This is a genomic window from Acidovorax sp. sif0632 (assembly GCF_019218805.1).
Taxonomy (GTDB): domain Bacteria; phylum Pseudomonadota; class Gammaproteobacteria; order Burkholderiales; family Burkholderiaceae_C; genus Acidovorax; species Acidovorax facilis.
In genome coordinates this window covers 914,919-939,848 of the sequence record NZ_JAHUWW010000001.1, presented here as the reverse complement: position 1 = coordinate 939,848, position 24,930 = coordinate 914,919, and the positions used below count along the sequence as shown (strand labels likewise).

The following is a 24,930-nucleotide window of genomic DNA, read 5'->3' as shown; positions in this document are numbered from 1 at the left end:
GCCATGGTCTGGTTTCTGCGGCGCCCCCTCAGGGCGCATGGGGTGGCCCTGACAGCCGTGCTGGTCTGCGCCTGCGCCCATGCGGGGCCTGCGCAAAACACCGCCCCCGCCACCTGGACCAACAGCCTGGGCATGGTCTTCCAGCAGGTCCCGGCGGGCCGCTTCACGATGGGGGGCGTGGAGCCGCCCGATACCCTGGCACGCGCGTACCCGGCGCTGGAGGCCAGGCGCTTTTCCGAGTTGACCGATGAAGGCCCCGCGCACACGGTGCACATCCGGCGGGCGTTCTACCTGGGTCGGCACGAGGTCACCGTGGGGCAGTTCCAGCGCTTTCTGGAGGCCTCGGGCTACCAGCCCGAATCGGAAGCCGATGGCACGGGCGGCTACGGCTACAACGCGCAGTACGACCCCGCCACCACCCAGCGCGGCGATGCCTTTGAGGGCCGGGACCCTCGCTATTCGTGGCGCAACCCGGGTTTTGCGCAGGGGCAAGACCATCCCGTCGTGAACGTCACCTGGAACGACGCCCAGGCCTTGGCCCAATGGCTGAGCCGCACCGAAGGCCACCACTACCGCCTGCCCACCGAGGCCGAATGGGAATACGCCTGCCGCGCCGGCACCCGCACCCGCTATCCGCATGGCGACGACCCGCAGGGCCTGCTGCACACCGCCAACACCTTTGACCAGGAGGTCGCCCCGCTGTGGCCCCGCTGGCAGCAGCACGCCTTGGCGGGCAGCGACGGCCATGTTTTCACCGCCCCGGTGGGCAGCTATGCGCCCAATGCCTTTGGCCTGCACGACATGCTGGGCAATGCCTGGGAGTGGGTGTCGGACTGGCACGGGGACACCTACTATGCGCACTCCCCGCGCAATGATCCACAAGGCCCCGCAGACGGCACCGTGCGCGTGCGCCGGGGGGGCTCGTGGCACACTTGGTCGTTTTATGCCCGCTGCGGCTACCGCAACTGGAACAGCCCGCAAACCCGGTACACCCTGGTCGGCATGCGGCTGGTGCGCGAAATCTCTCCCCAGCCCCTTCCCCGGTCGCGGCGAACGAGAGAGCGTTAACAAATGTCAACTGCCGGGCGGTAGGCCGGTGCGCAGCAGCGCAGACGGCGGTTATCGCGAATAATCCGCAATTGCATTTTCGACAGGGGAGAAAACCATGCGCATAGCCGCGTTGGACGACGATGCGCTCCAGCTGGATCTGATCAAACAGGCCACGGAGGCAATGGGCCACGTCTGCCACACCCACCTCAACGGTGCCGACTTCCTGCGCGAGATGCGCCGCGAGACCTTTGACCTGTTGATCGTGGACTGGCACCTGCCAGACACGACGGGGCCTGAAGTGGTGCGCTGGGTGCGCAAAAATGTGGGCACCCAATTGCCCATCCTGTTCGTCACGCACCGCCAGGAAGAGCGCGACATCGTCGAAGGCCTGGGCAGTGGCGCCGACGACTTCATGGTCAAGCCGGTGCGCATTGGCGAGCTCAATGCCCGCGTGTCGGCCCTGCTGCGGCGGGCCTACCCAGCCAATGTGGGGGGCGTGGTGGAGTTCGGGCGCTACCGCTTCCTGTCCGAAACCCGGTCCATCGAAATTGACGGCGTGCCCGTGGAGCTCAAGAACCGCGAGTACGATCTCGCCCTGTTTCTGTTTCAGAACATGGGCAGACTGTTGTCGCGCGACCACCTCAAGGACATCGTCTGGGGCCAGGTGGCGGATGTCATGTCGCGCTCGCTGGACACCCACATCTCGCGCCTGCGCACCCTGCTGGACCTGCGGCCCGCCAACGGCTTCATCGTCTCGGCGGTCTACGGTGTGGGTTACCGTTTTGAAGCTGTTGAGGCCCAGCGAAGGGCCTGACCCCCAACTATCAACGGCGGCATCCTCACGGCATGCCATCGCCAGCCCGCCTGCACCGAGCGGCACGAAGGAGATTTCACGTGGCAACGAACACCGGCCGCCCCCGCTGGGCCCTGCGCGCCAGCGCGGCACTCACCCTGGGTTTCCTCGGTAGCGTGGCGGGCACCAGCGCCCAGGCGGCTCCCCCTGCCGCCACCACGCCGCAGGGCGATGAAATTGCCCACACCGTGCAGGAAGGGGACACGCTCGAAGGCTTGGCCAAGGCCTATCTGGCCGCGCCCCGGCAGTGGCCGCTGCTGCAGGCCCGCAACAAGGTGGCCAACCCCCGGCGCCTGGTGCCTGGTTCGGTGGTGTGGATTCCGGTGCACCTGCAACCCGCCGAGTCGGCCACGGTGGAGTTCGTGCACGGCACGGTCACCGCCCAAGCCCGCGCGGGCGACGCACCGGCGCCCGTCACCCAGGGCGGCAAGCTTGAAGAGGGCACCGCGCTGCAGGTGGGGCCGGATGCTTTTGTCTCCGTCAAGCTGGCCGACGGCACGGTGGTGCGGGTGCAGGCGCAGTCCGAACTGCTACTGCGGCAGCTGCGCCGCCGGGGGCGTGCGGGCAGCCTGCAGTCGGTGCTGGAGATGCGCAGCGGTGCGGTGGAATCCAGCGTGCCACCCAATGCCGAGGCTTTTCGCCGCTTTGAGCTGCGCACGCCCCTGGCCGTGACCAGTGTGCGCGGCACCCACTTTGGCGTTGCGATGGGCGAATCGGGCCAGACCACCGCATCGGTGCTTAGCGGCTCGGTGGCCGTACAGTCCCGCCAGCAAGAAACCACTGGCCCATCCAATTCGTCTGCGGCAGCGGCCTCGATGCTGGCTCCGGGGCAAGGGCTGGCAGTGGCGGCCGATGGCAGCGTGGGCGCACCCCGCCCGCTGCTGGTGGCGCCCGACACATCGGGCGTCCCTGCCATGCTCAGCGATGCGAGCATTCTGGCCATCAACGTGCCACCACTGCCGGGCGCCGCGCGCTACCAGGCCCAGGTGGCGCAGGACGCCGACTTCACCCAGGTGCTGCGCCACGGCAGTTTTGCCGATGGTCAGCTGCGCTGGAAAGCCGTGGAAGACGGGCGATACTACCTGTCGGTGCGCGCCCTGGACGACGCGGGCATCCCCGGTGTGCCTGCCGTGCAGCCTTTTGTGGTCAAGACGCGCCCCGTGGCCCCGCTGTACCAGCACCCTGCGCCCGGCGCTGTGCTGGCCAGCGGCACGGGCGAGCTGCGGTGCACGCAGGTGCCCGGTGTGGCCTGGTACCGCCTGCAGGTGGCCCGAGATGCGCAGTTCACCCAGCCCGTGCTGGACGAGCAACGCCTCACCGAATGCCGCCTGCCGCTGAACACGCTGCCGGTAGGCAACTACTTCTGGCGTGCGGCCAGCCTGCTGCAGCTGCCAAACAGTCCGAGCAGTCAGGCCGACCAAGGTCCGTTTGCCCCGCCCCAGCCCTTCTCGGTGGCAGACCGCCCCGCCACGCTGTCGCCCCAGTCATTGCAAGCGCAGGATGGCGACACCACGGTGCGGGTGCACTGGCCCGCGCAGCCTGGCCAGCGGTTCCGCCTGCAACTGGCCCCAGCCAACGACCTGGCGTTTGAAAAGGTCGTGCTCGACACCCAGCTCGACACCCCTGCATGGACCGCCAGCAACCTGCCTGCAGGCGACTACCTCGTGCGCATCCAGGTGCTGGATCCCACGGGGCTGCAGAGCGACTTTTCGCCGCCGCGCCAGATCCGGGTCGGCTCGGGCATCAGCACGGGTTCGGGTCTGCCGGTCTCCACCTCGAACGGCCAGCCCGTGGCACGCCCTTGAGCCGCGCACGCCGTTTGCCCCGAGCCCGAGGGTTCTGAGCCCATGATCACCGCCGGACGCACCCGGGGCCAGCAGCGGCGCCTGGAATGGAGCCTTCTGGCCGCCGCCTTGCTGGGGCTGGTGGCCTGGCTCAGCACCGCCGACAGCCTGAGCCGGATGAACCACCTGGTGCAGGACGCTGGCCTGCGCCTGCTTTCGCGCCCCGCACACCCCGACATCGTCATCGTTGCCATCGACGACCCTAGCATCGCGGCCATTGGCCGCTGGCCCTGGCGCCGGGCGCTGCACGCAGAGTTGATCGCGCGCGTATCGGCACAGCAGCCCCGCGCCATCGGCATGGACGTGCTGTTCAACGAAGAAGACCTGGACTACCCCGAGGACGATGTGCTGCTGGCCGACGCCATGCGGCGCAGTGGGCGGGTGGTGCTTCCGGTGCTGCGGCGCGGTCACGGCCCGGCAGCCAACATAGCCGACCTGCCCTGGCCCGCATTTGCAGACGCCGCAGCCGGCCTGGGCCATGTGCATGTGGCCCCCGACAACGACGGCGTGGTGCGCAGCCTCTACCTGCAGGAAGGACCCGCCGCCGCGTCCTGGCAGCACTTCAGCATGGCGCTGCAATGCGTGGCCGCTTCCACATCCGCATCACACAAATCGCCCCAGTGCAATGCAGCGCGCGCCGCACCGGTGGCCGATGGCGCTGCAGCCACAGAGCGTCCAGGCAGTGGCCCCTGGCAACACGCTGACCGCACGCTGATTGCCTATGCCGGCGGCCCTGGTCACTTCACCATGTACTCCTACATCGATGTGCTGCGCGGCCAGGTGCCGGCAGATGCGTTTCGCGGCAAGTACGTGATCGTGGGCGCTGCGGCCTCGGGCCTGGGCGACATGTTTGCCACACCCGTGAGCGAGCAATCGCGGCTGATGCCCGGCGTGGAGGTGGTGGCCCAGGTGCTGGACGGCCGCCTGTCGGGCGTGCGGATCGAGCCTGCCGCCACCGCCCTCAACACCCTGTTCAACCTGGCGCCCGTGGTGTGCGCGCTGCTGGCTCTGCTGTTGCTGGGCCCCTTCGTGGCCTTGCTCACCAGCGCAGCGCTGGGCGTGGTCACCCTGCTGCTCAGCGTGGCCCTGCCTTCGTGGATAGGCCTGCAGTTCGCACCCGCTGCGGCTCTGACCGGGCTGGTGCTGGCCTATCCGCTGTGGAGCTGGCGGCGCCTGAGCGCAGCCGCACACTTCCTGCGACTGGAGATGGAGCGCCTGCAACGCGACGGCCTGTCGATGCGGCTGCAGCAACGCCCCGGGGATTCCGGTGACTTTCTGGAAAAACGCATCAATGCTGTGGAACGCGCATCGCGCCAGTTGCGCGACCTGCACCACTTCGTAAGCGAAAGCCTGCAGCAGCTGCCCTCCCCCACCATCGTCTGCGACCCGCAGGGGCGCATCCTGCTCACCAACATGGCGGCACGCCGGCACGTGGGCGGAGACCCTCAGGTGCCGCTGCAGGGCCAGTCCGTGGTCGAACTGCTGCACGACCTGGTGCACACCGGCACCGGCCAGCCCCTGGTCACGCAGGACAAACTGCACAACCACCACATGCCCGAACAGAGCGAAGGCCGCGATGCCCAGGGCCGCAACCTGCTGGTGCTGTGCAAGCCCTTCACCGACTTGGCCAAGGCCGGCTGGCTGCTGACCCTGGTGGACCTGACGGACATGCGCCGCGCCCAGCTGCAGCGCGACCAGGCGATGAACTTCATCTCGCACGACATCCGTGCACCCAATGCATCCATCCTCACGCTGCTGGAGATGCAGCGAGCCTACCCTGGCCGCATGCCGGATGACGAGCTGATGCTGCGCATCGAGCGCTATGCACGCGCGTCGCTGGGCATGGCCGAAAAATTCGTCAAGCTCGCCAGCGCCGAGTCGCAGGAATACCGCATGGCGCCGCTGGACCTGGTGGCCGTGCTGGCCGAAACCGTGGACGACATCTGGGCCTTGGCCCGCGACCGGGGCGTGGAGGTAACCATCGCCACCGCGCCGGAAACCGCCCCCACCGTGGGAGACCGCGCCCTGCTGTCCCGCGCGCTGGCCAACGTGCTGAACAACGCCGTCAAGTTCAGCCCGGAAGAAGGCACGGTGCAGTGCTCCATCGTGCAACGGGGGGCACACTGGAACGTGTCAGTGCGCGACGAAGGCCCCGGCATCGCCCCGGAACTGCAGGGCCAGCTGTTCGCACCCTTCCAGCGGCTGCACGACCGCAGCCACCCCGCCATCGGCGGTGTGGGCCTGGGGCTGGCCCTGGTGCACACCGTGATCCACCGGCACGGCGGAACGCTGGAAGTGGACAGCGATGTGGGACGGGGGGCGGAGTTCAGGCTGGTATTGCCCCTGGGCGCCTGACTCCAGGAGGCAAAACTCGCAAACCCCAGAATTGCTACGATTTTTATAGCAATTAATTCATGACCATAAAGCGCCAGAGCCAATTTTTATCCGAAATCAATCGGTAAATCGACCGCTCGCGTGCATGAATTCGCACAGAAAATCACCCCACCTACAGGCCGCACCGATCCAGACCAAGACGGCGCTGCGCTCGCAATGACGGGCACGGGCCACTTTCATTGGCAGCGACCGTGCGAAGCCCCCCCCTTGCGGTGGGTTCGGCCTTGCCATCTCCCTACCAGGGGCCGAGCGTGATCGCGACGGTCGAGCCCGGCGCCACATTGCCCTGTGTCTTGGAGGGCACATTGGGACCGCTGTACGACCCGTTGGGATTTTCATCGGCGCTGAATCCATACGCCGCCCCGCCGAGGAAGATGGGGGGGCCATTGCCTGCGATGCGTGCATCCTCGCCCTGCGCATTCGCGCAATGAAGGAATTTGGCATAGTAGTTGCAGGTTGAACCTGCACCGTACCACTGTGCCGAATCATTCCAGGCGGTGGTGGAGAAGCCGCTAGGGGGACTCTGGGTCGCAACTCCCGCCACCGCAACGCCCCTGCACAACGCTTCCCAGATGTTCATCTGCAGCAGCCCGGCATCGCCGCCGGATCCTCCCTCCTGGTACTGGCTGAACGCCTGCTGGAAAACATAGAGCGCACTCTGAAGGCCCTGCGGCGGTTGGTAGAACGTGTAGGTGTTCGTGCCATTCGAGAGCGTATAGGCCGCTGTGCTGACGGTGTTGAGGCTCTGCATCGTGCACTGCCCGGTATAGACATTCGTGCCGTCGCCACTGAGATCAATGCTGAGGTAACTGTTCACCGCAAAGAAAGCGTTCAGCGTTGCGTCCCAGTAACTTGCGAGGGAATCGGAGTCGAGCACCCCTGCCGCCTGTTTCGCGATCAGCATGTCGCTGGGATCAGAGATAGCGAAGAACTCGCCCTTCACCGTGGGCGGCGTGTAGCTGGAGCCAAGCGCACCGACCGTCAGCAGTTCGCCATAGGCTGCTGCGCTCGCGCCCTCTTTGGCAATGAAGTCCGTGTACGCACCTGCCATGGTCGCGCGGCTGATGCGGGGGTCCACGCCGAAACTCTCGCCTGCGGAGCTGAACGACAGGTTGAGGCCAAAGCCATTCACGGCGCTGACATCGGCTGCCGCGTTGTAACCGAACTCGAAGAAATCGAACGGTCCGGGAGGTGAAGGCTGTGGCTGATTGCCGTAGGGCGGCGGCGGATACTGCATCACGGCAAATGCCGGGACCGCTTGCGTGGGGGCAACGGGCGGTGGAGTCGCTATCGGTGGTGAGGCTGCGTAAATTGGCAAAGGTGCCGGCTGAGTCGGAGCGACAGCGAAGACCAGCCGTTCGTTGCCATTGGTTGCCGTCGTAAGCGCAATGCTCGGAACCGAGGACATCTCAAGGAAAGCAAGCCCCTGGTTGAAGACCGCAACACTCACGCTGCCGCTGTTGTCTTTCAAGCCAGGACCATATGCACCCGTCAAATCATCGTTGATGCAGAGTTGGAGCTCGCCACTGGGAAAGGTCGATGGCATCAAATACGGCCCCCTGCCAATGAAGAACGGTGAACCTGTACTGCCAATCCTGCCGATGAGTCCGCCCATCGGCACACCGACAATGGGGTACTGCGTCTGATCGGTCGGAACATTGAGATCAGGACAACCGGCCGCATCGTAGAGCTGTCCGCTATTCGTGTCGGGGTCCGCACTCCAACCACCGCCCACATACGCAATCGTCACCGGAGTAGCGGATGGATTGACGTCGATACCGGTACTCTGCCAGGCCTGTATCGCGAGCACGGCAATCGGCAGCACCGAGGGCGCCGCGACGAATGCTCCACCGCTCCCGAGAAATTGAAACTGAAACGCCCCGCTCGGCGCTGCGTTGATCCAGCCTGCCACATAGGCTGTTCCATCAGTCGCCTGAAGACCCGTGTTATCGGAAAACATGATCGTGATTGATTCGGTGTTCATGGCTACTCCTTCTGTTGGAAAAATTGGGCCGTTGCCCTTCTCGGCAAACAAACGACATCAGCCCAGCGTGGCAAGCTGCGCCTCCGAGCCTGCAAACCAGTTCTGGTCCACGGCACCCACCACACCCGCCACCGGGCTGCCGCCTTTGGAGGAGCCATCGCTGTACTGCCAGAACGTCCAGGACGACCAGGGCGGCGGCACGTGCGGGTAGGCCGAGTACGCAGCCAGCCACAGCGGGCGAGAGGCCAGCACCTGGCAACCAGGCAGCGCCTGAAGCGCTTGCCAGAAGCCGGTGTCGGTGTAGACCATGGTCTGGCGCCCGAATAGCGCATCGGCCTCGGACAGGAATGCCAGGGCCCACTGCAGGACTTCGGAGGGGTTTTGCCCATCCAGGGTTTCCAGATCCAGCACCGGTGGCAGATCCGCAGGCCCCACCGTCCCATCGGCGCTGACCGTGTTGTAGAAAAACTGTGCCTGGGCGACTGCATCGCTGCCAGCATGGCCGAAGTGGTAGGCGCCGCGGCGCAATCCTGCGGCCGCGCTGCCCGTCCAGTTGGCGCGGAAAAGCGGGTCCACATAAGCAATGCCTTCGGTGGCCTTGATGAAGCAGAAGGCCACGTCGCTGCCAGCCACGCTGGGCCAGTTGACGTTGCCTTGGTAGTGACTGACGTCGATGCCACGGGTTTGGACTGTCATGGCGTCACACCACGCGGTTGAGCATGTCGACCTGCGTTTGCAACAGGCCATCAATGCGGATCGTCGTGGTCAGCGGCTGGCCTTCATCCCACATAACGCCGCAGTTGTATTGCAGGGTGTTGGGGTTCAGGACGCTGCCGTTGACCTTTTGCTGGTAGGTAGTGTCCCCACCGCCTGCCCCCTGGATGCCGATCCCCCAATGGCACCAGCCGTACCAGCTCGGCGACTTCATGACCATGGTGTAGACCGCAGAGCCGTTGTCGGGCAACACCGTGTGCCCATTGACTTCTGCCGTGAGCTTCATCAGGGCAAAACGGCAGGCGTCCTGCGCTGCCACATTGCCACCCAGTGCGTTGGCAAAATTGGCGGCCAGTGTGGTGTGATACGGCATCGTCTGCGGAAAAATCACATCGGTGACCGCAAAAAAATCCGCATTCAGACCGGTGGGAACACGCTCGGCATTGAACACGAAGGCGCCGTTGTCCGAGGTATAGATGGTGGTGGCTGCGTAGGGGTCGTCGGCATTCACGTATTCACCATTCAACGCCCAACCCCAGCAGGCGGCGTTCACAAAGGGCGCCTGCTGCGAGGTTGGCACCGTGGCACCGTTGCGAGGATGTGGCTGGCCCGCAGGAGCCAGCAAATTGCGTTGAGTGTCAGACAGGTAAGGCATGGTTTTCTCCGTCAATGGATCGGTGCGGATGGCAAGCGCATCTCGCTCGATAAATTGTGGAGACCCTTTTCTCGCTTGGCGATTACAGCCCATTACACGCCATCACAGGTACTGACCCACCGCTCTGCACACCAGTCTGCAGCCGGCCTGGGGAGCAGATTCTTTGCACCGTCGTGCCGCTGCAGTCAATCCCAAAACTACCTGGCCCTGCAAACAGCGGGGTCAAAAATCAGTTGAACGGCTGGGCTGCGCGATGCCTTGCAACGGGGCGTCACGCCGTTGATATCCCGCGCAATTGCAAGCAGAACGTTAACTACCAGATTTGGTAGTTGCGTGGGGAGGACAGCGCCAACACACTCATTGGGCTGCATCGGGAATTCTTGGCGAACGCCCGGACAGGAAACCGGCGTCCGCTGCACAGCGGCATGCCACGGGCTGCGAGGCATCACATTCAGCCATGCGCGGGGCCAAAGGAAACCGCGCCGCAAGGTGTGACGAAGAAAAAATGAGGGACTGACTGATGGCAATCCTGAAAAACCGCGCAACACAGCGCAAGATCCATTTGCGAACACTTCACGTGTTTGGGCGAGGCCGTTCCTCGGACACCTTGCTGGAAAACCCGGATGCCTCGCAACTGCATGCATCGATCCGCTGGACAGGCAGCACCTGGGAACTGCACGACCACAGCCGCAACGGAACCCTGCTCGATGGCGAGCTGCTGTCCCATAGCGGAGCCTTTGCACTCCGCGTGGGAAGCACCATCGGCTTCGGGCGTGACGACGGCTCTGGCTGGGTTGTGGAAGACCTTGCAGCCCCCGCCAATCTGCTCTGGCCGCTGGGGCACGACAGCGCTCCCGTGCCGCTGGAGCGGTCCAACCTGCTGCCCCAGGGCCAGCATGCCGAAGTGTCCATCCACTGCGCCGAGCAAGGCCGGTGGATATGTACCACGCCCCAGGGCAGCTGGGTGCTGGAAGACGGCGACGAGGTCCGATTTTCCAACCAGGCCTGGTGCTTCCTTGCGGCGCAGGAGGTCACATCGACCATGGAGGCCATGGTTGGCGCAGCGCCGTGTATTCGTCCACGCACGAGCCTGCATTTCAACGTCAGCCTGGATGAGGAGCATGTGCGCCTGCAGGTGCAGGAGGGAGACCGGCAGTTCGACCTGGGCGAGCGCACCCACCACTACGCACTGCTGACGCTGGCACGTTTGCGATGGGCCGATGCGCAGCGCCACCGGGACAGCCAGGCCCATGGCTGGGTCGAGCTGGAGCGCCTGGCGAAGATGCTGGGTGTGGAGCCCGGGCACCTCAACATCCAGATCTTCCGCATGCGCAAGCAACTTGCACTGGCCATGCCCGGCGACTCCCATGTCCCCGAGCTGATCGAAAGGCGCCGTGGCTCCTTGCGCTTTGGTTGCCTGCGTTTCAGCATCACACGGGGTACACAGCGGGAAGCCGATTTCGACCCCTTGGCCATGATCAGCCCCATCCACGCTGAAGAGTCGCTTGCGGCCTGAGCCTGCCCCCCATCGCAATGACACGAGTGCCCACGCACGGTTTTCCCGTGGGTGTGCCGGGCTATCAATCGTTGGGTTTGCTGGGCCAGGGCGCATCGGGCCAGGTTTTCAAGGCCCGGCAGCGCAGCACCGGCCAGTTCGTGGCCATCAAGATTCCGAGCACCCCAGCCGCGCGCGATCCCGCCAACCGGCGGCGTGTGCAGCAGCGGCTGCACCAGGAAACCCGGGTGCTGTCTTTGTTGCACCACATCCATGTGGTCCGGCTCATCGATAAAGGCCTGGCCCAGGAGGGCGTGCCGTTTGCCGTGCTGGAGTACGTGACTGGCGAAACGCTGCGCGAATTCCTGCAGCGCCAGGGCCGGCTCTCATTGCCGGACACGGTGGGGCTGATGGCGCAGCTGCTCGATGCCCTGGCTTTCCTGCATGCCCACCATATCGTGCACCGCGACCTGAAGCCAGAGAACGTGATGGTGATCTCCAGCGGCACCACCTTGCACGCCAAGGTGCTGGACTTTGGGCTTGCCAGCCACCACGGAGAACCCCAGTTCACCGCGGGAGCCGAGGGCACGCCCGCCTACTGCGCACCCGAACAGCTGCGCGGCGAGGTGTGCGGGCCCGCCACCGACATCTATGCCTGGGCCTTGATGTTCGTGGAGTGCCTGAGCGCACGACCGAGCATCCAGGGCGCCAGCCTGACAGAGGTGCTGCAGCGCCAGCTGAGCACAGATATCGTCGCCTTGCCAGAGGAACTAGAGGGCAGTCCGCTGGCCGCGCTGCTCCAGCGGGCCTTGCAAAAGGACGTGCGCCGGCGTACCGCCGATGCCGCGCAACTGTACGGTGACCTTGCCCAGTGCGCGGCGCAGGTGCGCCAGCTTCGCCCACCCAGCCATGCGGCAGGGCCAAGCCCTGCAGATCCGTCCACATCCGGCCAGGCGCAGCAGGCCACCATGGATTCGCTGGAACGTCCCAGGTCGCAGAACGTCGATGCTCCTTCGCGCGCCATCCTGTGCCTGACCCTGCGCCTGTACCCCGCCCGCGATGCTTCCCTGGCCCTGTCCGACCTGCAGGAGATTCGCGAGCAGCAGCTGCGCTGGTGCGCCAACGCCGTGCAGTCGGGCCAGGGCCATGGCGCGGGGACGCTGGGAGACTGCATGCTGTTCCACTTCGAGCAGGGCCCCAGCAGCGCACAGAACCTGCAGCAGGCAGCAGCCTTGGCACAGGACCTGTGCATCCGGGTGCAACGAAGAAGCCGCATGCTGGAGGTGCAGCATGGCGTGCGCCTGGAAATATCAGGGAGCATGCACACGGCCACCCTGCAAGCCCACGGTGAGCCGTTGGACAGCCACCACGCGGCCAACGTGACGCTGCACCTGAACAGCCTGGCAGGCCCCGGAACCGTTCTGCTGAGCCACCGCGCGCACCATGAGCTGGCTGGCAGCGTGAAAATGGAGGCCTACGCCAGCACCAGCAAGACCCACCCGCCGGAACCCGAGCCGGTGTACCGGCTGGCACCCGTCACCCTCCAGTAGGCCTGAACAGAGTCAGCGAATGAGCCTCTCGACATGCTCCACCGGGTAACTGTGCCAGCGCCGGTTCCATGTGTCTTTGGGGCTGGTGTTGCGGTCGTGGACGCGGGCCACATACAGGTGCTGGTCCGGGTTGGTGGCAATGCGCTTGTCCCGCACCGACCAGACAAAAGCGTTGTCCTCCCCCACATCGATATCGGCGAACGGCGCACTGCGCCAGAACTCGCGCAGGTAACACAGCGTGCCCCCACACACCCAGGGTGTGCGCCCGTCATACACATACTGCCAGGCCCGGCGCGCGTCTGGCGCATAGAAGAACACCTTGTCCAGGCCGCAGATGTCGGCCCCCTGGCCGCGCAAGGCCTTGACCTGCGAACTGAGCCAGGTGGGCGCCATCCAGTCGTCGTCGTCCCAGTGTGCAATCACCTCGCCGCGCGCCAACTCGCAGGCCATGTTGCGCTTGGCACCAAGGGTGGATTTGCGGTCCAGGCGCAGGTATCGGATGCTGCCGTGCGATGGGATCAGATCGGCGACGCTGTCGCGCCCGTCGTCCAGCACGATCAGTTCGCGGGGCTCATAGTCCTGCGCCAGAAAGTTCCGAATGGCCTGGGGCACAAACTCACGCCGGTCTGCGGTGGGCATGATGCACGACACCAGCGGCATCGCGGGCGTCGGCGAGCCCTCTGTGCCAACTGCGCCAACAGCGCCAACAGTGTCGCCTGTGCCACCGGGGGCGGCAGGAAAGTAGAAATCGCGATCATCGTCCGACAGGCATTCCGGGGCAGGCACCAGGGTCCAGGCGGCCTGCTGCAGGTAATGGCCTTCCTTGAACTTCCAGGTGTTCCCATCGTGGCGCACATAGATGCACAGCGAACGCCCCGAGATGCGGCACAGCCGCGCACCGCCCCGCAGGGTCTTCAGCAGGAAATCCGCATCCTCCCGCAGCGAGGTATCGGGATACCGCCCATGATGCTCCCACAGGCTGCGCCGGAAAACCAAAGTGCCGCCGCTCACGTTTTCTACAAACAACCGGCGAAACAGTGCCCGGCTGCTGGCCCAGAACTCCGCCAGCGGCCGGGCCATGAACAGCATGTCGTTGAGCCCGGTGACATCCGCCAGGTTGTGCAAAATGGGCGCGGCTTGGCGGCTCAGGCGCTGCGCGCCATACCAGTCGTCATCGTCCCAATGCGCGATCAGTTCGCCCCACGCCACGCGGACCGCTTCATTGCGCTTGGCGCCGATGCTGGTGCGGGCCGGCATTCGGATGCAGCGGATGCGCGGGTCATCAATGCCAGCAGGGAGGTCGGACTCATCCTCGTAGACGATGATGAGTTCCAGCGCGGGATAGTCCTGCCGCTGGAAGTAGCGGATCGACTGCGCAACAAAGGCCGCCCGCCCCCGCGTGGGCATGACACAGCTCAGCAAAGGTAATGCGGTGGCCGCAGGCACCAGTGGTGCGGGTTCCACATTGCCAGGCAGTGGCACGAAGATACGCATCTGCTCGGGCACGGCAAAGTAGCGGCAATCGTCTCCCACGCAGTGGCCGTGGTAGGGCGGCGCCTGCAGGTGGCTCTCGCGGCGCCAGGCACAGAACCGGTCCTGGTACAGCCGTTTGTTCGCCTCCAGCAGTCCATCGTGGACAGGCGCCAGCACCGCGCAGCGGGGCGCACGGTGCACAAAGGCGCCCTGCACCCAAACACCCAGGAAGCCGGCGCGGGCGGCGCGCACGTTGTAGTCCATCTCCCAGCATGGGCCTTGCGTGTACGCCGTGTCCGCTGCGCCAATGGCGGCCACCACCTCGTTCTTCACCACATAGCAGAAGTCCGCCAGACTGTGCAGAGGTGACAGGGGTACCCAGGCATTGCCATAGTGCGCCAGCAAGGTGTCCGCTTGGTCCCACAGCGCTTCCTGGGTGCTGCCACAGTTTGGTGCCACGGCCTGTTCATTCCACCCCCGGTTGGTGGAGGGGCCCGCCAAGCCATGGCTGGCGTCGCTGTCCAGCGCGGCCAAGAGCAGCTCCAGCCAGCCGGGGCAGACCCGCACGCCGTTTTCCAGAAACACATAGATGTCGGCAGGCTCGCTCACCAGCTGGTTGAAGCAGGCAGCGGCCCCCGGCTGCGCCGGGCTGGGCCGCTGCACCATAGACACAGGGGCAAGCCGCAACTGCAGCAAACCCGGGGCCCGGGATGCGGCGGCACTGTCCGGCAATATCCGCAGCCCGAAGGGCAGCGGCGTGTTCTCGAAAACACTGGACAGCGTGGCGGCCAGGCCTTCGCCCGCCCCTGTCACATGCACCCCAATCAGGATCTGGCGATCTGGTGCAGCAGTCATTCACCACTCCTCACTGGTCGCCACCAGGCCCGCTCCCAGCAGCGCTTCCAGCTTGCGCCAGGGGCTGCCAGGGGCTTCGTCGGCCCAGTCATGCACCGCGTCCGCCAGTTCTTCGAGCGCAACGGCCTTGGTGTCGGCAGCCGCATAAAAGCGCGGGTAACACAGCAGCAGCTCTTCGATGCAGGCCCGCACCAAGGACTCGCGCCGGGCGATTTCCGGAGCATGGAAAGACACACAAAGGGTGGGCGGGCCACAACGCCACAGGCGGCGCCAGAGGCCGGGGATCACAGCGTATTCACCACCCTCTATGTCCATCTTGATGAAGTTGCAGTCCTTCCCGGCATACATGTCCAGAAAGCGCTCCATGTCCACACCACGCGCCTCGTGGCAAGGCTGGCCAGGCACATCCGGCGCGGCCAACATGCCCGACATACTGTCCCCGAACTCGCTGTGCCCTGCGTAGTAAAGGCCACCGGCATAGAGTTGCAGCGGACCGGACTCGGCGCCAATGCCGAAGGAGTACAGATGGATTTTTTTGCACAGCCCAGGGTTGGCTTGCACGTTGCGGTCCAGCTCTGCAAAGGCGACCGGGTCAGGCTCCAGGGCATGCACGCTGCGCGACAGCGTCGCGCCATAGAGCACCGTAGGGCCGATCCAGGCACCCAGGTCAATGTAGGAGCGGTCTGGTTGCAGAAAACGCCGGAAGACCTCGAAGGTTTGCGGCTCCCACGCGCCGGCCTGCACCCGGTGCCAGAACGCGCACCGGGCCGCATTGGCGCGCACCAGGAAGGCCTGCGGGCCCACCGACACGCTCAGTGCTTGCAGTGCGCTCTCGGCGCCAGGGTCACAGGTTGTCATCGCCCGCGCCATCCGTAGACTGCCAGATGGTGAACGGCGCGGGGCCGTCATACGTGGCACTGAACTCAAAGGCATTGCCTTCAAAGATGAATCCGGGCACGTTGATCTTGCACCACACGGCACCAGCATAGGGGCTGCTGCCCGCCGCCATGGTCATCTGGATGCGCACATCCTGTTTCCAGGAGTCCTGCGTCTGCAGCGAAAGCGGGAGGAAATAGTTGTTTCCGTAGAAGTTGGCCTTCTTGCTGCGTATCTCGCACACCAGCGTCACGAAGCTGCCACTGCTGTTGTAGACCAGCTGGAAGATGAAACGGTAGTCGGGGCTGGCGGGCCAGTCGAGGAATACGATGTTGCCGACCACCACCTGCTGTGCAGGCAAGGCCAGTGCCGGATAGATATTGACCACGCCCGGCCCCCTGGCGTAGAGGGCACTGAGAGCAACATCCTCCACCGGCGAGGTGCTTTGCAGCGCGACATCGGCATCACTGACCGGCGCACTGCAAAGCACGGGCACATTGGCCAACGGTGGCACCTGCTGCACCAAGGTGGAGTGGCTTGCCGCGCCCGAGCCATCGCAATTGAAGACATAGCCGCCCGCCTGCGTGATCACGCTCGGCGCCTGGATGCCCATGCCACACGATGGCACCACCTGCAGCTGAATCAGCTTCTGGCCCGGCAATTGCGGCGACCTCTGTAGTCGGCGCACCGTGCCGCTGTGGTCCAGGCAGACCTCCAGCCCCCAGGTGATGCCTGCCAACTCGAACACGCCGGCACCGTCATAGTTGACCTCTTGCTGCTCACGTCCCAGCCCACCGCCGGTCGATGCAGGCCAGTATTCCACGTCGCCCAGCAACAGGCCGCCCGGATTCACGGCAGTGGCGATGAAATCAACCCCCGACATCAACTCCTTCATCACCATCCGCGCCCCCGCATCGCCCTGCGCCGCCACGCCCCCTTGCTGCACCAGCGCAAAGTTGTAGATCTCGGTGCTCGCGAGTGGGTCGATGTCGTACGGCGGCGTCTGCTGGGTGGCCGACGACGCGCCCAAAATAGTGCCGAACACAAACACCCAGTCCACCCACTGGTCATCGGCCGCCATGCGCTGCAAGGAGGTAATGGCGCGTTGGACATCATCCATCTGGTAAGCCCCCGAGGCACCTCGAAAAAAGAACTCGGGGGCCACGAAGACCTTCAGGGTTTCACCCTCGGGTGTCGGTGGAGACGCCTGCGGAAGCGCATCCCGGGCCGTCTGCATGGCGCGCAACATCACATCGCAGCGCGCTTCAATGTCGAGCTTTGGATCGTTCAACCCCAGATAGGTCTTGGATCCGTCGGGGTTCACCTGGGGCGCCGTGTCGAGCACGTAGCCGATGAATTGGACGTTGGTGTATGCCATGCAATTTTCTCCTTGGAAAGGGTTCTGGGGACACGTGCGCGGTCATCTCAAAAGCGGGAGCAGTCCGTAGGTGAACTTGATGAGGTAGTTGACGTACACATTGAGGGGGCGCGTCTCGTTCGGGCTCACCTGCACCGCCTGCGCCTGGCCCGCGCCCGCAACCGGACCACCCGTGGTCAGCGTGCTGGCGACGCTGGGCGCGCCTGCTGCTGTTCCACTGGGGGAGGTGGCCGAAGGGGCTGGTGCGCTGCTGTAGGTGTGCTCATGCGTCTGTACGGCAAACGGCTGGATGGAACCCACACCATCGCTCGCACCCTGGCCGCCAGGCGGCTGGCTGCGTTGGTCGATGTCCGGATCGTTGCGGGTGCCCATGCCAATACCGCGAAGAAAGTAACCACGGTAGTCGGGGATGTTGAAGCTGTCGTCAGCACCGCCATACACGTAGCCCAGCACGGCAAACAGTTCGGGGTAGTCCACACAGGGCAACGATCGGCCATCGCAAACCATCCATCCCCACGCCTCCAGGGGGTTGGTGGTGTATGCGGCTGGGCTCACCGCAGCAGCAGGGCTCGCGCTGTCGGGCGGCCCCAACGTGCCAGCAAACGCCGTCACCGAACCCACGGGGAGGTCGCCAAAAGCTGGCCGACGGAAGAAGGGGCTGGCTGCCCCCGGTACCACGATCATGGTGCAGCCCCCCCAAGGGCGGGCAGGTCCACCCCCCCCTCGTCGCCCGGCGCATCCAGCACCTGCATGGAGGTAGGCACCACCACCTGCCAGCACGGCCCCAGGCGGTGCGCAGGACTCTGTTGCCGGGGCCCTGCATGCTTGAGGTCGTTGAGCAGTGCGATGTCGTCCGCATTGACGGGGGCAAGCCGATCCGGGGCGCTCCAGAGCATGCCCGCCGAATAAAAATACAGAAAGGCCAGGACATGCGCTGGCTGCACGGGCAGCAGCACGCGCGCCTGACCAGCCTGCAAGAAACTGGCGAACAAGGCATCGTCGTCGGCCGCAAGGCTCCCCAGCTCCGGCACCCCGCCCGCAGCGCCCAGGCCAGGGCTGGCATAGAAGCTGTAGGCCATTTCATTCCACTCCAGCACTTCGTCGAAGAACTGCAGATAGCGGGGCTCATTGACCATGAATTGCGATGGCGGAGACCCCCACGCGGCACCTGCGGACATGCCAGTCAGGGTCAGCAGGCGTTCCAGCAACAGGCGCAGACAGGCATTCTTCAACTCACGCTGCTCGATCTGCCGACGGGCCAGCGGCGAACAGGCCGGTGCGGGAGACGATGGCGCGCCGCCTTGGGCGCGGCCATGGTATGCCGCCATCCGCTCCTGATAGCCACGCACGATGCTGGCGTAGGTACGGATGCGCCACTGGTCCATGCATCGACTGGAAGGCGCGCAGCCGATCTCCACGTTGACCTGCAACGGTTGGTCGCCGGGTGGCGAGAAGCCGGGTGGATAGTCCATCACGGACACCGGCACGGTTTCGTCCTCTCCGTGAAGCGCCACGGGACTGGCCGCAGCGCCTGGGGTCACGGTTTGCCGCCCCACCAGCACGACAGGCGCCTGTTGGCCAGGGGACGCTCCAACCCAGCTGACAAAGGCCTGGGTAGCGCCGTACCCTGCGGGGACGGCGATCTGCTTTTCTTCACCGTTGCGCAGTGTGGCCGAGGCGAAGCGCTCTGCCAGCGGGGGCGGATCCAGATCCAGCACACCATAGTAGGCCCCGAGCTGTGCGTAGTTGCGCGGGCCGTCCACCTTGATGTCCTCGAAGGTGGCCACTCCCATTTGCAGCGGAGACAGCGGCTTGGCGAAGTCCTGCCCCGCCAGCGCCTGCTCCTGCGCAATGAAGCCCGCTGCGGGCTGGCACACCATGAACTCCGTCATCAACCGCCGGCCGTAGTTCACAACGCACGCCTCGTACACCTTGTTCACCCAGCGGAACACGGCGCGCATATTCTGGGTGCCCGAGGTGTTGTCGATCAGGCTGACCACCGCATCTTCGGTCTGGCTCATCGTGCTGCTGGAGCGCGTGTGGCTGACACTGCGGCTGATGCGGTTGACCGTCTTGTTCAGGATGTCGCGTGCAAAGCGGGTGGTGTCGTCCAGCCCCGGGTTGGCGCCTTGCTGCACGGCCTTGGTCCAGGAGCCATCCAGGGTGGCCTGCGTGGGAGGGCCGTAGCTGCTGGTGAACTTGTTGTACTGGTGGGTCTCGGTCGCCTCGGCCACGGTCTTGCGAGACTCTTCCTGCAGATTGCTGCGTTCGTCCGCCGCATCGTTTTGCAGGACCTGCATCTCGGCCAGCGTCTGCTTTTGCTCATCCTTTTGCCGGTGGGTGCGTTTGTGCGTGACCTCCCGGCGCTCACCGCGCATCACGTTTTCTATGCGTGCGATCTCTCCGCTTTGGTAGCGCAGAAGGCGCTGGCGCACCATCTGCAAGTCGCCAATGGCATAGGGCTCGATCCAACCGTCGGGGGCCACGGGCGGAGATCTTTCTGCAGTGCGAGCCGGTGGCAAAGGAAAAACCTGGGCCGGCAGCACCACAGTGGCCTCGCGCAGCAATGCAATTTGGGCGGCACTGATGGGGGCCGGCTGCAAGGGCGCTGGCGTCTCTGATGCGGCGCCGACTGCAGCTATGTCCTGGGCTTTGGGCTGCAATGCCACCGCGATCAGATGGGCCATCTGCAAGGTGCGGGTCAACCCATCCAGCAAGGCAGCGTCATACCCCAGGGTGATGACCAGGGCGAAGTAACTCTGCCAGACCCTGTCCAAGGTCTGCAGGTAGTTTCCAGATTCCAAACAGCTCCAGGTCAGGGCGTACCGCTGCAGCAACTGCACGACTTCTGCACGGGCGGTCGCCAGCCACTCAAGCGGCTTGTCATGAGGCGCGGGCAATTGCTCCAGCAAGGACGCAAACGGGCCCATGGGCCCGGGAAGGCTGTCCAGGTCTCCGATGAAGAGCCCCTGGTAAGGGGCATCTCCGTCAATGAACCGCAGCGCCAGTGACTGCACGGCTTCACGGCCTTGGGCGCGTGCCGCTACCAGGTCCTCAAAGAAACTGCAGCAAGGAGGGCTGGCACTGGCGTACTGGACAAAGCCATGCAAAAGATCCGAGGCTGAGATCTTGGGCCAGCGGCGCACGTACACGTAAGGAAACAGCTCCTCCGGATGGCTGTTGAGGACAGGCAGCGGCTCGACGGGATCGACCGGCGGGGCTGGCGGCACCGGCGTGGGAACAGGCGGCAATGGACTGGGAGGCTGAGGGGGCGGAAGGGGCCCACGCATGGGGCACGCTGCCATGAGGCCTTCAAAGTGGTGGTCATCCGCCTGCCCTCGCATTCCATAGTGGATGTCGGCAAAGATGGCCGTATTGGGGACGCCGTCGATGTGCACCGGCGTTTTTTGCTGCAGGTAGCCCGACACATAGCAGCCCGAGGAGAATCTGAATTCAAACGGCTGTGCGGGCCAGTGTCTGGTGACGGTGACCCGCTGGCGCTCCGACTCCCCCGAACTGCAGGACACGCTAACACAGGAGGGGACATCGTCGTGGGGTGCACGGTTGATGGTGATGTCGAAGATCAGGCAGCCATCCATGGCGCTCCATCTTCTTTGGACCATTTCGTTCACGGCTTGCTTCCTGGGTGGACGGGGAGAGCTACGGAGCATCGGCGCGGGGGCGCTCAACAGCCCCCCCCCGCACCGACGCACCGCTTCAGCACATCACAATGTTTTCGAGGTTGAACGCGAACGGCGTCGAGTTGGCGCCAGGGCCGCCACCCGTCATCACAATGTCCGCGCTGGCAATGCCCAGGAGGGACAGCTCGGTGTTGATGTTGGAGATGATGGCCGAGTTCATGACCTGGCCCTGCACGATCTGGGAGGCCACGCCAATCCAGATGGTGGGCTTGAACTCGAACACTGCCTTTTGCTGGGGCGCGATCGAGGTCTTGATGGCCAGGAGCTTCCCATCCTTGTAGCAGCTGGCGTTGATGGCGCCTTTGGGAAGCGCATTGAGCACCTGCACTTCCCTGGAGCTGCTGCCATTGCCTGCGCGCACGAGCCGGTCGCCAGAGGTGGTCAGGGACATCTGGAACAGCTCGCCGTTCTGGGCATCCAACTGCGGCGTGTAATTGCCGTAGCTGTCGCTGGCCCCCACCTGCATGCCCATAGGGAAGGTGAACGGATGGTTGTCGCCCTGGCCACAGTACTTGATGACCTGCCAGGCCACCGCCAGTTCGTCAAAATTGGTGGCGACATTCTTCTGGAATATCACGACCTCCGAGTTGTTCGTGTCGTTGGAGTTGTTGATGAAATTGAGTTGAACGCCCATGAGTTTCTCCTGTTGGTGAAAGTGGTGGCAACACGCCATGCGTTGCCCGTTTGCCCCCCGGCCTTGAAGCCCGAGAAGCGAACTCTGTGGTTGCGGACCTGCCCGGATGGTCAGATCTGCACGATGTTTTCAAGATTGAATTCGTAGGGGGTGGAGCCCTCGCCTGGCCCACCGCCCGACATCACGATGTCTGCGCTGGCGATGCCCAACAGCGACAGTTCCGTGTTCGCATTGCTCATGACTGCAGAGCTGATCGCCACGCCCTGCGCCACCTGGGATGCAACGCCAATCCACAGCACCGGCTGGTACTGGAACACGGCCTTCTGGCCAGGTGTGACGGCAGTCTTCATGCCCACCATCCGGCCATCCCTGAAGACGCAGATATTGACCGCGCCCTGGCCCAGGTCGTTGAGCACATCGAGCTCATTGGAGGCACTGGCCAGCCCCGCACGCCGCAGGCGTCGCCCCCCCGATGCGGTGGACTCCAGCCTGAGCATCTGGCCGTTTTCTGCGGCCATGCGGGGTGAAAAATTGCCGTACTCATCGGCAACGCCCACTTCGAAACCCGCTGGGAAAACAAAGGGGTGGTAACAGTCACGTCCGCAGAACCGGATCACCTTCCAGGCCATTGCCAGCGAGGCCATGCCGGTGAGCTGGTTCTTCTGATACATCACCACCTCCGACTTATTGCCGTCGCGGGACTGGTTCACAAATCGCAGCTTGATATCCATGGGGACTCCTACCTGATGTCCTGTCGCTGGGTTGCTTGGCACTGCGTTTTTGAAGCAGTGATGCGACTGTAGGCAGGCCCGCAAAGCAAAGCGATTACAGGCAATTACAGGCAGGAGCTCCACCAGACGGCGCGCGCTGGCCCACGGCAAGCGACCGCATTTGGCGTGGAAGATAGAGAGAGGCGCTGGTGTCCCTGAAAATCTGGCTATAATCGCAGGCTTCGACACACAGGAGAGGTGGCAGAGTGGTCGAATGTACCTGACTCGAAATCAGGCGTAGTGGCAACACTACCGTGGGTTCGAATCCCACCCTCTCCGCCACTGACAAAGCCCTGATGCTATTTAATCGATAGCGCAGGGCTTTTTCTTTGGCGCATCGTGAACGGACAAGGGCGACACCACCGCCGTCCCTTGTAATCCATCCCTCAGATTCTCTGGCGCGCGATGTGCTGGGGTCCCAGTTCGCTGCAACCCGTGGCGCCGAGCATGGCGAGGTTGCGATCGACCTCGTCGCGCAGCAGGGTGATTGCGTGGAGCACCCCCGCTTCACCGGCAACGGCGGCGGCATAGTTGAAGGGTCGGCCCACCAGAACCAGGCGCGCACCCAGCGCGATGGCCTTGAGCACGTCGGAGCCGCGCCGAAAGCCCCCATCCACCAGCACCGGGTAGCTCGGGCCCACGGCCGCGACCACGTCTTCCAGCACGCGCATGGGCGATACGGCCCCGTCGAGCTGGCGCCCCCCGTGGTTGGATAACACAACGCCATCCGCACCCGTACGCTGTGCCTGCAGCACGTCCTCCACGCTGAGCAGGCCTTTCACGACCAAGGGCCCCTTCCAGCGGCGGCGAATGGCCTCAATGTGGCGCCAGCTCAAATGGTCGCGCGCCGAGAAGTCGCGCAGGACCGTGGAAGAAACAATGGGCGCACCGCGCGTGGCGAACGAATTTTCAAAGTGCGGCATGCCGTGGCGCAGCAGCGTGCGCAAAAAGGTTTCCGCCACCCAACGCGGCCGAACGAGACCATCCCATGCCAGACGCAGGCTGGGGCGCAAGGGTGTGGAGAAACCCGTGCGGATGTTGTTCTCACGGTTGGCGGAGATGGGGATATCCACCGTGACGACGAGGGTGCGAAAACCCGCACGCTCCACGCGGTCGATGAGCGCATCAATGCGTGCCTGATCGCCAGGTAGGTAGGCCTGGAACCAGGTGCCCGGGCTGTCGCGGGCCACGTCTTCCATCGGAATCAGCGACGTACCGCTCATCACAGACGCAATGCCCATGCGCCGTGCAGCACGCGCCAGCACAAGATCGCCCCGGTAGGTGGACAGCGCATTGATGCCCATGGGCGCTATCCCGAAAGGGCTGCTGTAGCGTTCGCCAAACAGCTCGACGGATTGCGACCGTTGCGATACGTCTCGCAGGACCCGCGTCACGAAGGCAAAGTCTCCAAACGCCGCGCGGTTGTCGCGCAGCGAGGCGTTGTCCTCCGCCGCACCGGCGATGTACCCGAAGATGGGCCGGGGCAGACGCCTGCGCGCGGCGTCCTCAAAGTCGTGCAGCGACAGCATGCGGCGCAATACAGCAGGCGAGCGCGGCGCGGTGGTAGACGGCGTAGCAGTGGAGACGGGCATGGCAGATGGTCATTGCGTTGAGGGATCAGCGCCACTGTAGATTTCCGTATCAGTGAATAAAAGCGGAATATTTAGAATGACTTTGTTCGCTTTTTGCCAATATCTCTGCACATGCCCCATCCCTCGGTCAAACAACTTGAAGCCTTCTGGTGGGCGGCCACCTGCGCCAATTTCGCCACGGCAGCGGAGCGGGTGCACCTGTCGGTCTCGTCGCTGTCCAAACGCATCAGCGAACTGGAGTCCACGCTGGGCCAGTCGCTGTTCGACCGCAGCGGGCACCGTGCCGTGCTCACCGAGGCGGGGGAGCGTCTGCTGCCGGCCGCACTGGAAGTACTCAACGCCATGGCGGCGCTGGGCCATACGCTGGGCTCCCGCGAGGAGCTTGCGGGCCACTGCCGTTTTGGCGTGGGCGACCTCTCTGCGCTCACGTGGCTGCCCACCTTTGTGGCGGCAGTGCGGCGAACGCACCCACGCCTGGCTCTGGAACCTTGCGTGGATGTGGGCGGGGCGCTGGAGCGCCGCCTGGACGACGGCGAACTGGACTTCGCCGTGATCGCAGGACGCTCGTCGCGCAGCACACTGCTATCGCAGCCCGTGGGCGCCGCGCGCTTCGCCTGGGCCCTGTCACCCAGGCTGGCGGGCGCCATCCGCCTGGGCATCAAAGCGTTGCTGCAGCAGCATCCCCTCGTCACGCTGCCGCCAGGCGCTGGCACCACGCGGCTGCTGGACGACTGGTTGCTGGCGCAAGGTGTCACCGTCCGCGAGCACATCCTGTGCAACAGCCTGGGGGCCGTGGCGGGCATGCTGCGCGCAGGAGTGGGTGTGGGGTTTCTGCCCTCGGGGTGGGTGGGCCCGCTGGGTTTACGCGCCCCGGGCGTACGCACGCCACTAGCGCCGCTGCAGTACAGCTTCCAGTGGCGCCGGGGTGATGCGCGGGCACTGATCCCCGCCATGCAACGCCTGGTGCAGGCAGAGGTGGACTTTTCGGTGTCGCCTGCGCTAGGGATGTCCTGCATAACCCTCGCGAGTCGGTGGTAGTGCGGATCGGGTGGGGCCGCAAGGCGTCTTTTGGCAGCCAATAGCCGGGCTATTGGCAAGAAAAGCAACGCAGC

At 64.7% G+C, this 24,930-nt stretch carries 18 protein-coding genes and 1 tRNA gene; 8 read left to right on the top strand and 11 right to left on the bottom strand.

Annotated elements, in window-relative coordinates:
* Window positions 1–3 precede the first annotated feature (3 nt).
* From KW832_RS04245 to KW832_RS04230, 4 genes are all read left to right on the top strand, one after another.
* Window positions 4–1,068 carry a formylglycine-generating enzyme family protein gene (locus KW832_RS04245; protein ID WP_370628602.1) on the top strand — a complete coding sequence of 355 codons (1,065 nt, stop codon included), beginning with the start codon at window positions 4–6 and terminating at the stop codon, window positions 1,066–1,068.
* Window positions 1,069–1,165: 97 nt separating this feature from the next.
* Window positions 1,166–1,864 carry a response regulator transcription factor gene (locus KW832_RS04240; RefSeq protein WP_121507291.1) on the top strand — a complete coding sequence of 233 codons (699 nt, stop codon included), beginning with the start codon at window positions 1,166–1,168 and terminating at the stop codon, window positions 1,862–1,864.
* A gap of 80 nt (window positions 1,865–1,944) precedes the next feature.
* Window positions 1,945–3,708 carry a FecR domain-containing protein gene (locus KW832_RS04235; protein ID WP_218298583.1) on the top strand — a complete coding sequence of 588 codons (1,764 nt, stop codon included), beginning with the start codon at window positions 1,945–1,947 and terminating at the stop codon, window positions 3,706–3,708.
* Window positions 3,709–3,750: 42 nt separating this feature from the next.
* Window positions 3,751–6,102 carry a CHASE2 domain-containing protein gene (locus tag KW832_RS04230; RefSeq protein WP_218298584.1) on the top strand — a complete coding sequence of 784 codons (2,352 nt, stop codon included), beginning with the start codon at window positions 3,751–3,753 and terminating at the stop codon, window positions 6,100–6,102.
* Window positions 6,103–6,376: 274 nt separating this feature from the next.
* On the opposite strand, the gene KW832_RS04225 is transcribed toward KW832_RS04230, so the two are convergent.
* Genes KW832_RS04225 through KW832_RS04215 form a run of 3 tightly spaced genes read right to left on the bottom strand, consistent with a single transcriptional unit; the run spans window position 6,377 to window position 9,494 of the window.
* A complete protein-coding gene (locus KW832_RS04225; protein WP_218298585.1) occupies window positions 6,377–8,125 on the bottom strand; it encodes a hypothetical protein in 1,749 nt (582 codons plus the stop codon).
* 57 nt (window positions 8,126–8,182) lie between these two features.
* Window positions 8,183–8,821 carry a glycoside hydrolase family 25 protein gene (locus KW832_RS04220; protein ID WP_218298586.1) on the bottom strand — a complete coding sequence of 213 codons (639 nt, stop codon included), beginning with the start codon at window positions 8,819–8,821 and terminating at the stop codon, window positions 8,183–8,185.
* A 4-nt stretch (window positions 8,822–8,825) separates the two neighbouring features.
* Entirely contained in the window at window positions 8,826–9,494 is a 669-nt protein-coding gene (locus KW832_RS04215; protein WP_218298587.1) for a hypothetical protein, read from the bottom strand.
* 520 nt (window positions 9,495–10,014) lie between these two features.
* Here KW832_RS04215 and KW832_RS04210 point away from each other — a divergent pair.
* Together KW832_RS04210 and KW832_RS04205 are read left to right on the top strand one after the other, a co-directional pair.
* Window positions 10,015–11,010, top strand: a complete 996-nt coding sequence (locus KW832_RS04210; RefSeq protein ID WP_218298588.1) for an FHA domain-containing protein — start codon at window positions 10,015–10,017, stop codon at window positions 11,008–11,010.
* 17 nt (window positions 11,011–11,027) lie between these two features.
* Window positions 11,028–12,539, top strand: a complete 1,512-nt coding sequence (locus tag KW832_RS04205) for a protein kinase (protein ID WP_228898519.1) — start codon at window positions 11,028–11,030, stop codon at window positions 12,537–12,539.
* A 12-nt stretch (window positions 12,540–12,551) separates the two neighbouring features.
* Here the strand turns inward: KW832_RS04205 and KW832_RS04200 are convergent, their stop codons facing one another.
* The 7 genes from KW832_RS04200 to KW832_RS04170 all read right to left on the bottom strand — a co-directional run bounded on the left by KW832_RS04200 (window position 12,552) and on the right by KW832_RS04170 (window position 22,187).
* Window positions 12,552–14,867 (bottom strand): glycosyltransferase family A protein, encoded by a 2,316-nt coding sequence (locus tag KW832_RS04200; RefSeq protein WP_218298589.1) that lies wholly within the window; start codon window positions 14,865–14,867, stop codon window positions 12,552–12,554.
* A complete protein-coding gene (locus KW832_RS04195) occupies window positions 14,868–15,725 on the bottom strand; it encodes an FkbM family methyltransferase (RefSeq protein WP_255577485.1) in 858 nt (285 codons plus the stop codon).
* Window positions 15,712–17,121: a hypothetical protein gene (locus KW832_RS04190; protein WP_218298591.1), complete on the bottom strand. Its 1,410-nt coding sequence runs from the start codon at window positions 17,119–17,121 to the stop codon at window positions 15,712–15,714. The genes KW832_RS04195 and KW832_RS04190 overlap by 14 nt, the downstream gene beginning before the upstream one ends.
* Window positions 17,122–17,163: 42 nt before the next feature.
* Window positions 17,164–17,805, bottom strand: a complete 642-nt coding sequence (locus tag KW832_RS04185) for a tail fiber protein (protein ID WP_218298592.1) — start codon at window positions 17,803–17,805, stop codon at window positions 17,164–17,166.
* Entirely contained in the window at window positions 17,802–20,744 is a 2,943-nt protein-coding gene (locus KW832_RS04180) for a hypothetical protein (RefSeq protein ID WP_255577483.1), read from the bottom strand. The genes KW832_RS04185 and KW832_RS04180 overlap by 4 nt, the downstream gene beginning before the upstream one ends.
* Before the next feature lie 94 nt (window positions 20,745–20,838).
* Window positions 20,839–21,456, bottom strand: a complete 618-nt coding sequence (locus tag KW832_RS04175; RefSeq protein WP_176888664.1) for a hypothetical protein — start codon at window positions 21,454–21,456, stop codon at window positions 20,839–20,841.
* A gap of 110 nt (window positions 21,457–21,566) precedes the next feature.
* Entirely contained in the window at window positions 21,567–22,187 is a 621-nt protein-coding gene (locus KW832_RS04170) for a hypothetical protein (RefSeq protein ID WP_218298593.1), read from the bottom strand.
* A 231-nt stretch (window positions 22,188–22,418) separates the two neighbouring features.
* Between KW832_RS04170 and KW832_RS04165 the strand changes: the two genes are divergently transcribed.
* Window positions 22,419–22,508, top strand: a tRNA-Ser gene (locus KW832_RS04165).
* 104 nt (window positions 22,509–22,612) lie between these two features.
* Here the strand turns inward: KW832_RS04165 and KW832_RS04160 are convergent.
* The gene (locus KW832_RS04160; protein WP_218298594.1) at window positions 22,613–23,818 is read right to left on the bottom strand and encodes an alpha-hydroxy acid oxidase; all 1,206 of its coding nucleotides are present in this window, start codon (window positions 23,816–23,818) and stop codon (window positions 22,613–22,615) included.
* Window positions 23,819–23,929: 111 nt separating this feature from the next.
* Between KW832_RS04160 and KW832_RS04155 the strand changes: the two genes are divergently transcribed.
* Window positions 23,930–24,856, top strand: a complete 927-nt coding sequence (locus KW832_RS04155) for a LysR family transcriptional regulator (protein WP_218298595.1) — start codon at window positions 23,930–23,932, stop codon at window positions 24,854–24,856.
* Window positions 24,857–24,930: the final 74 nt, after the last annotated feature.

What these genes read in the sequence shown, in the direction of transcription:
- KW832_RS04245 (WP_370628602.1), top strand. Translation starts at nt 4, where the DNA reads ATGGTCTGGTTTCTGCGGCGCCCCCTCAGGGCGCATGGGGTGGCCCTG.
- KW832_RS04240 (WP_121507291.1), top strand. Translation starts at nt 1,166, where the DNA reads ATGCGCATAGCCGCGTTGGACGACGATGCGCTCCAGCTGGATCTGATC.
- KW832_RS04230 (WP_218298584.1), top strand. Translation starts at nt 3,751, where the DNA reads ATGATCACCGCCGGACGCACCCGGGGCCAGCAGCGGCGCCTGGAATGG.
- KW832_RS04225 (WP_218298585.1), bottom strand. Translation starts at nt 8,125, where the DNA reads ATGAACACCGAATCAATCACGATCATGTTTTCCGATAACACGGGTCTT.
- KW832_RS04220 (WP_218298586.1), bottom strand. Translation starts at nt 8,821, where the DNA reads ATGACAGTCCAAACCCGTGGCATCGACGTCAGTCACTACCAAGGCAAC.
- KW832_RS04215 (WP_218298587.1), bottom strand. Translation starts at nt 9,494, where the DNA reads ATGCCTTACCTGTCTGACACTCAACGCAATTTGCTGGCTCCTGCGGGC.
- KW832_RS04210 (WP_218298588.1), top strand. Translation starts at nt 10,015, where the DNA reads ATGGCAATCCTGAAAAACCGCGCAACACAGCGCAAGATCCATTTGCGA.
- KW832_RS04205 (WP_228898519.1), top strand. Translation starts at nt 11,028, where the DNA reads ATGACACGAGTGCCCACGCACGGTTTTCCCGTGGGTGTGCCGGGCTAT.
- KW832_RS04200 (WP_218298589.1), bottom strand. Translation starts at nt 14,867, where the DNA reads ATGACTGCTGCACCAGATCGCCAGATCCTGATTGGGGTGCATGTGACA.
- KW832_RS04195 (WP_255577485.1), bottom strand. Translation starts at nt 15,725, where the DNA reads ATGACAACCTGTGACCCTGGCGCCGAGAGCGCACTGCAAGCACTGAGC.
- KW832_RS04190 (WP_218298591.1), bottom strand. Translation starts at nt 17,121, where the DNA reads ATGGCATACACCAACGTCCAATTCATCGGCTACGTGCTCGACACGGCG.
- KW832_RS04185 (WP_218298592.1), bottom strand. Translation starts at nt 17,805, where the DNA reads ATGATCGTGGTACCGGGGGCAGCCAGCCCCTTCTTCCGTCGGCCAGCT.
- KW832_RS04180 (WP_255577483.1), bottom strand. Translation starts at nt 20,744, where the DNA reads ATGGTCCAAAGAAGATGGAGCGCCATGGATGGCTGCCTGATCTTCGAC.
- KW832_RS04175 (WP_176888664.1), bottom strand. Translation starts at nt 21,456, where the DNA reads ATGGGCGTTCAACTCAATTTCATCAACAACTCCAACGACACGAACAAC.
- KW832_RS04170 (WP_218298593.1), bottom strand. Translation starts at nt 22,187, where the DNA reads ATGGATATCAAGCTGCGATTTGTGAACCAGTCCCGCGACGGCAATAAG.
- KW832_RS04160 (WP_218298594.1), bottom strand. Translation starts at nt 23,818, where the DNA reads ATGCCCGTCTCCACTGCTACGCCGTCTACCACCGCGCCGCGCTCGCCT.
- KW832_RS04155 (WP_218298595.1), top strand. Translation starts at nt 23,930, where the DNA reads ATGCCCCATCCCTCGGTCAAACAACTTGAAGCCTTCTGGTGGGCGGCC.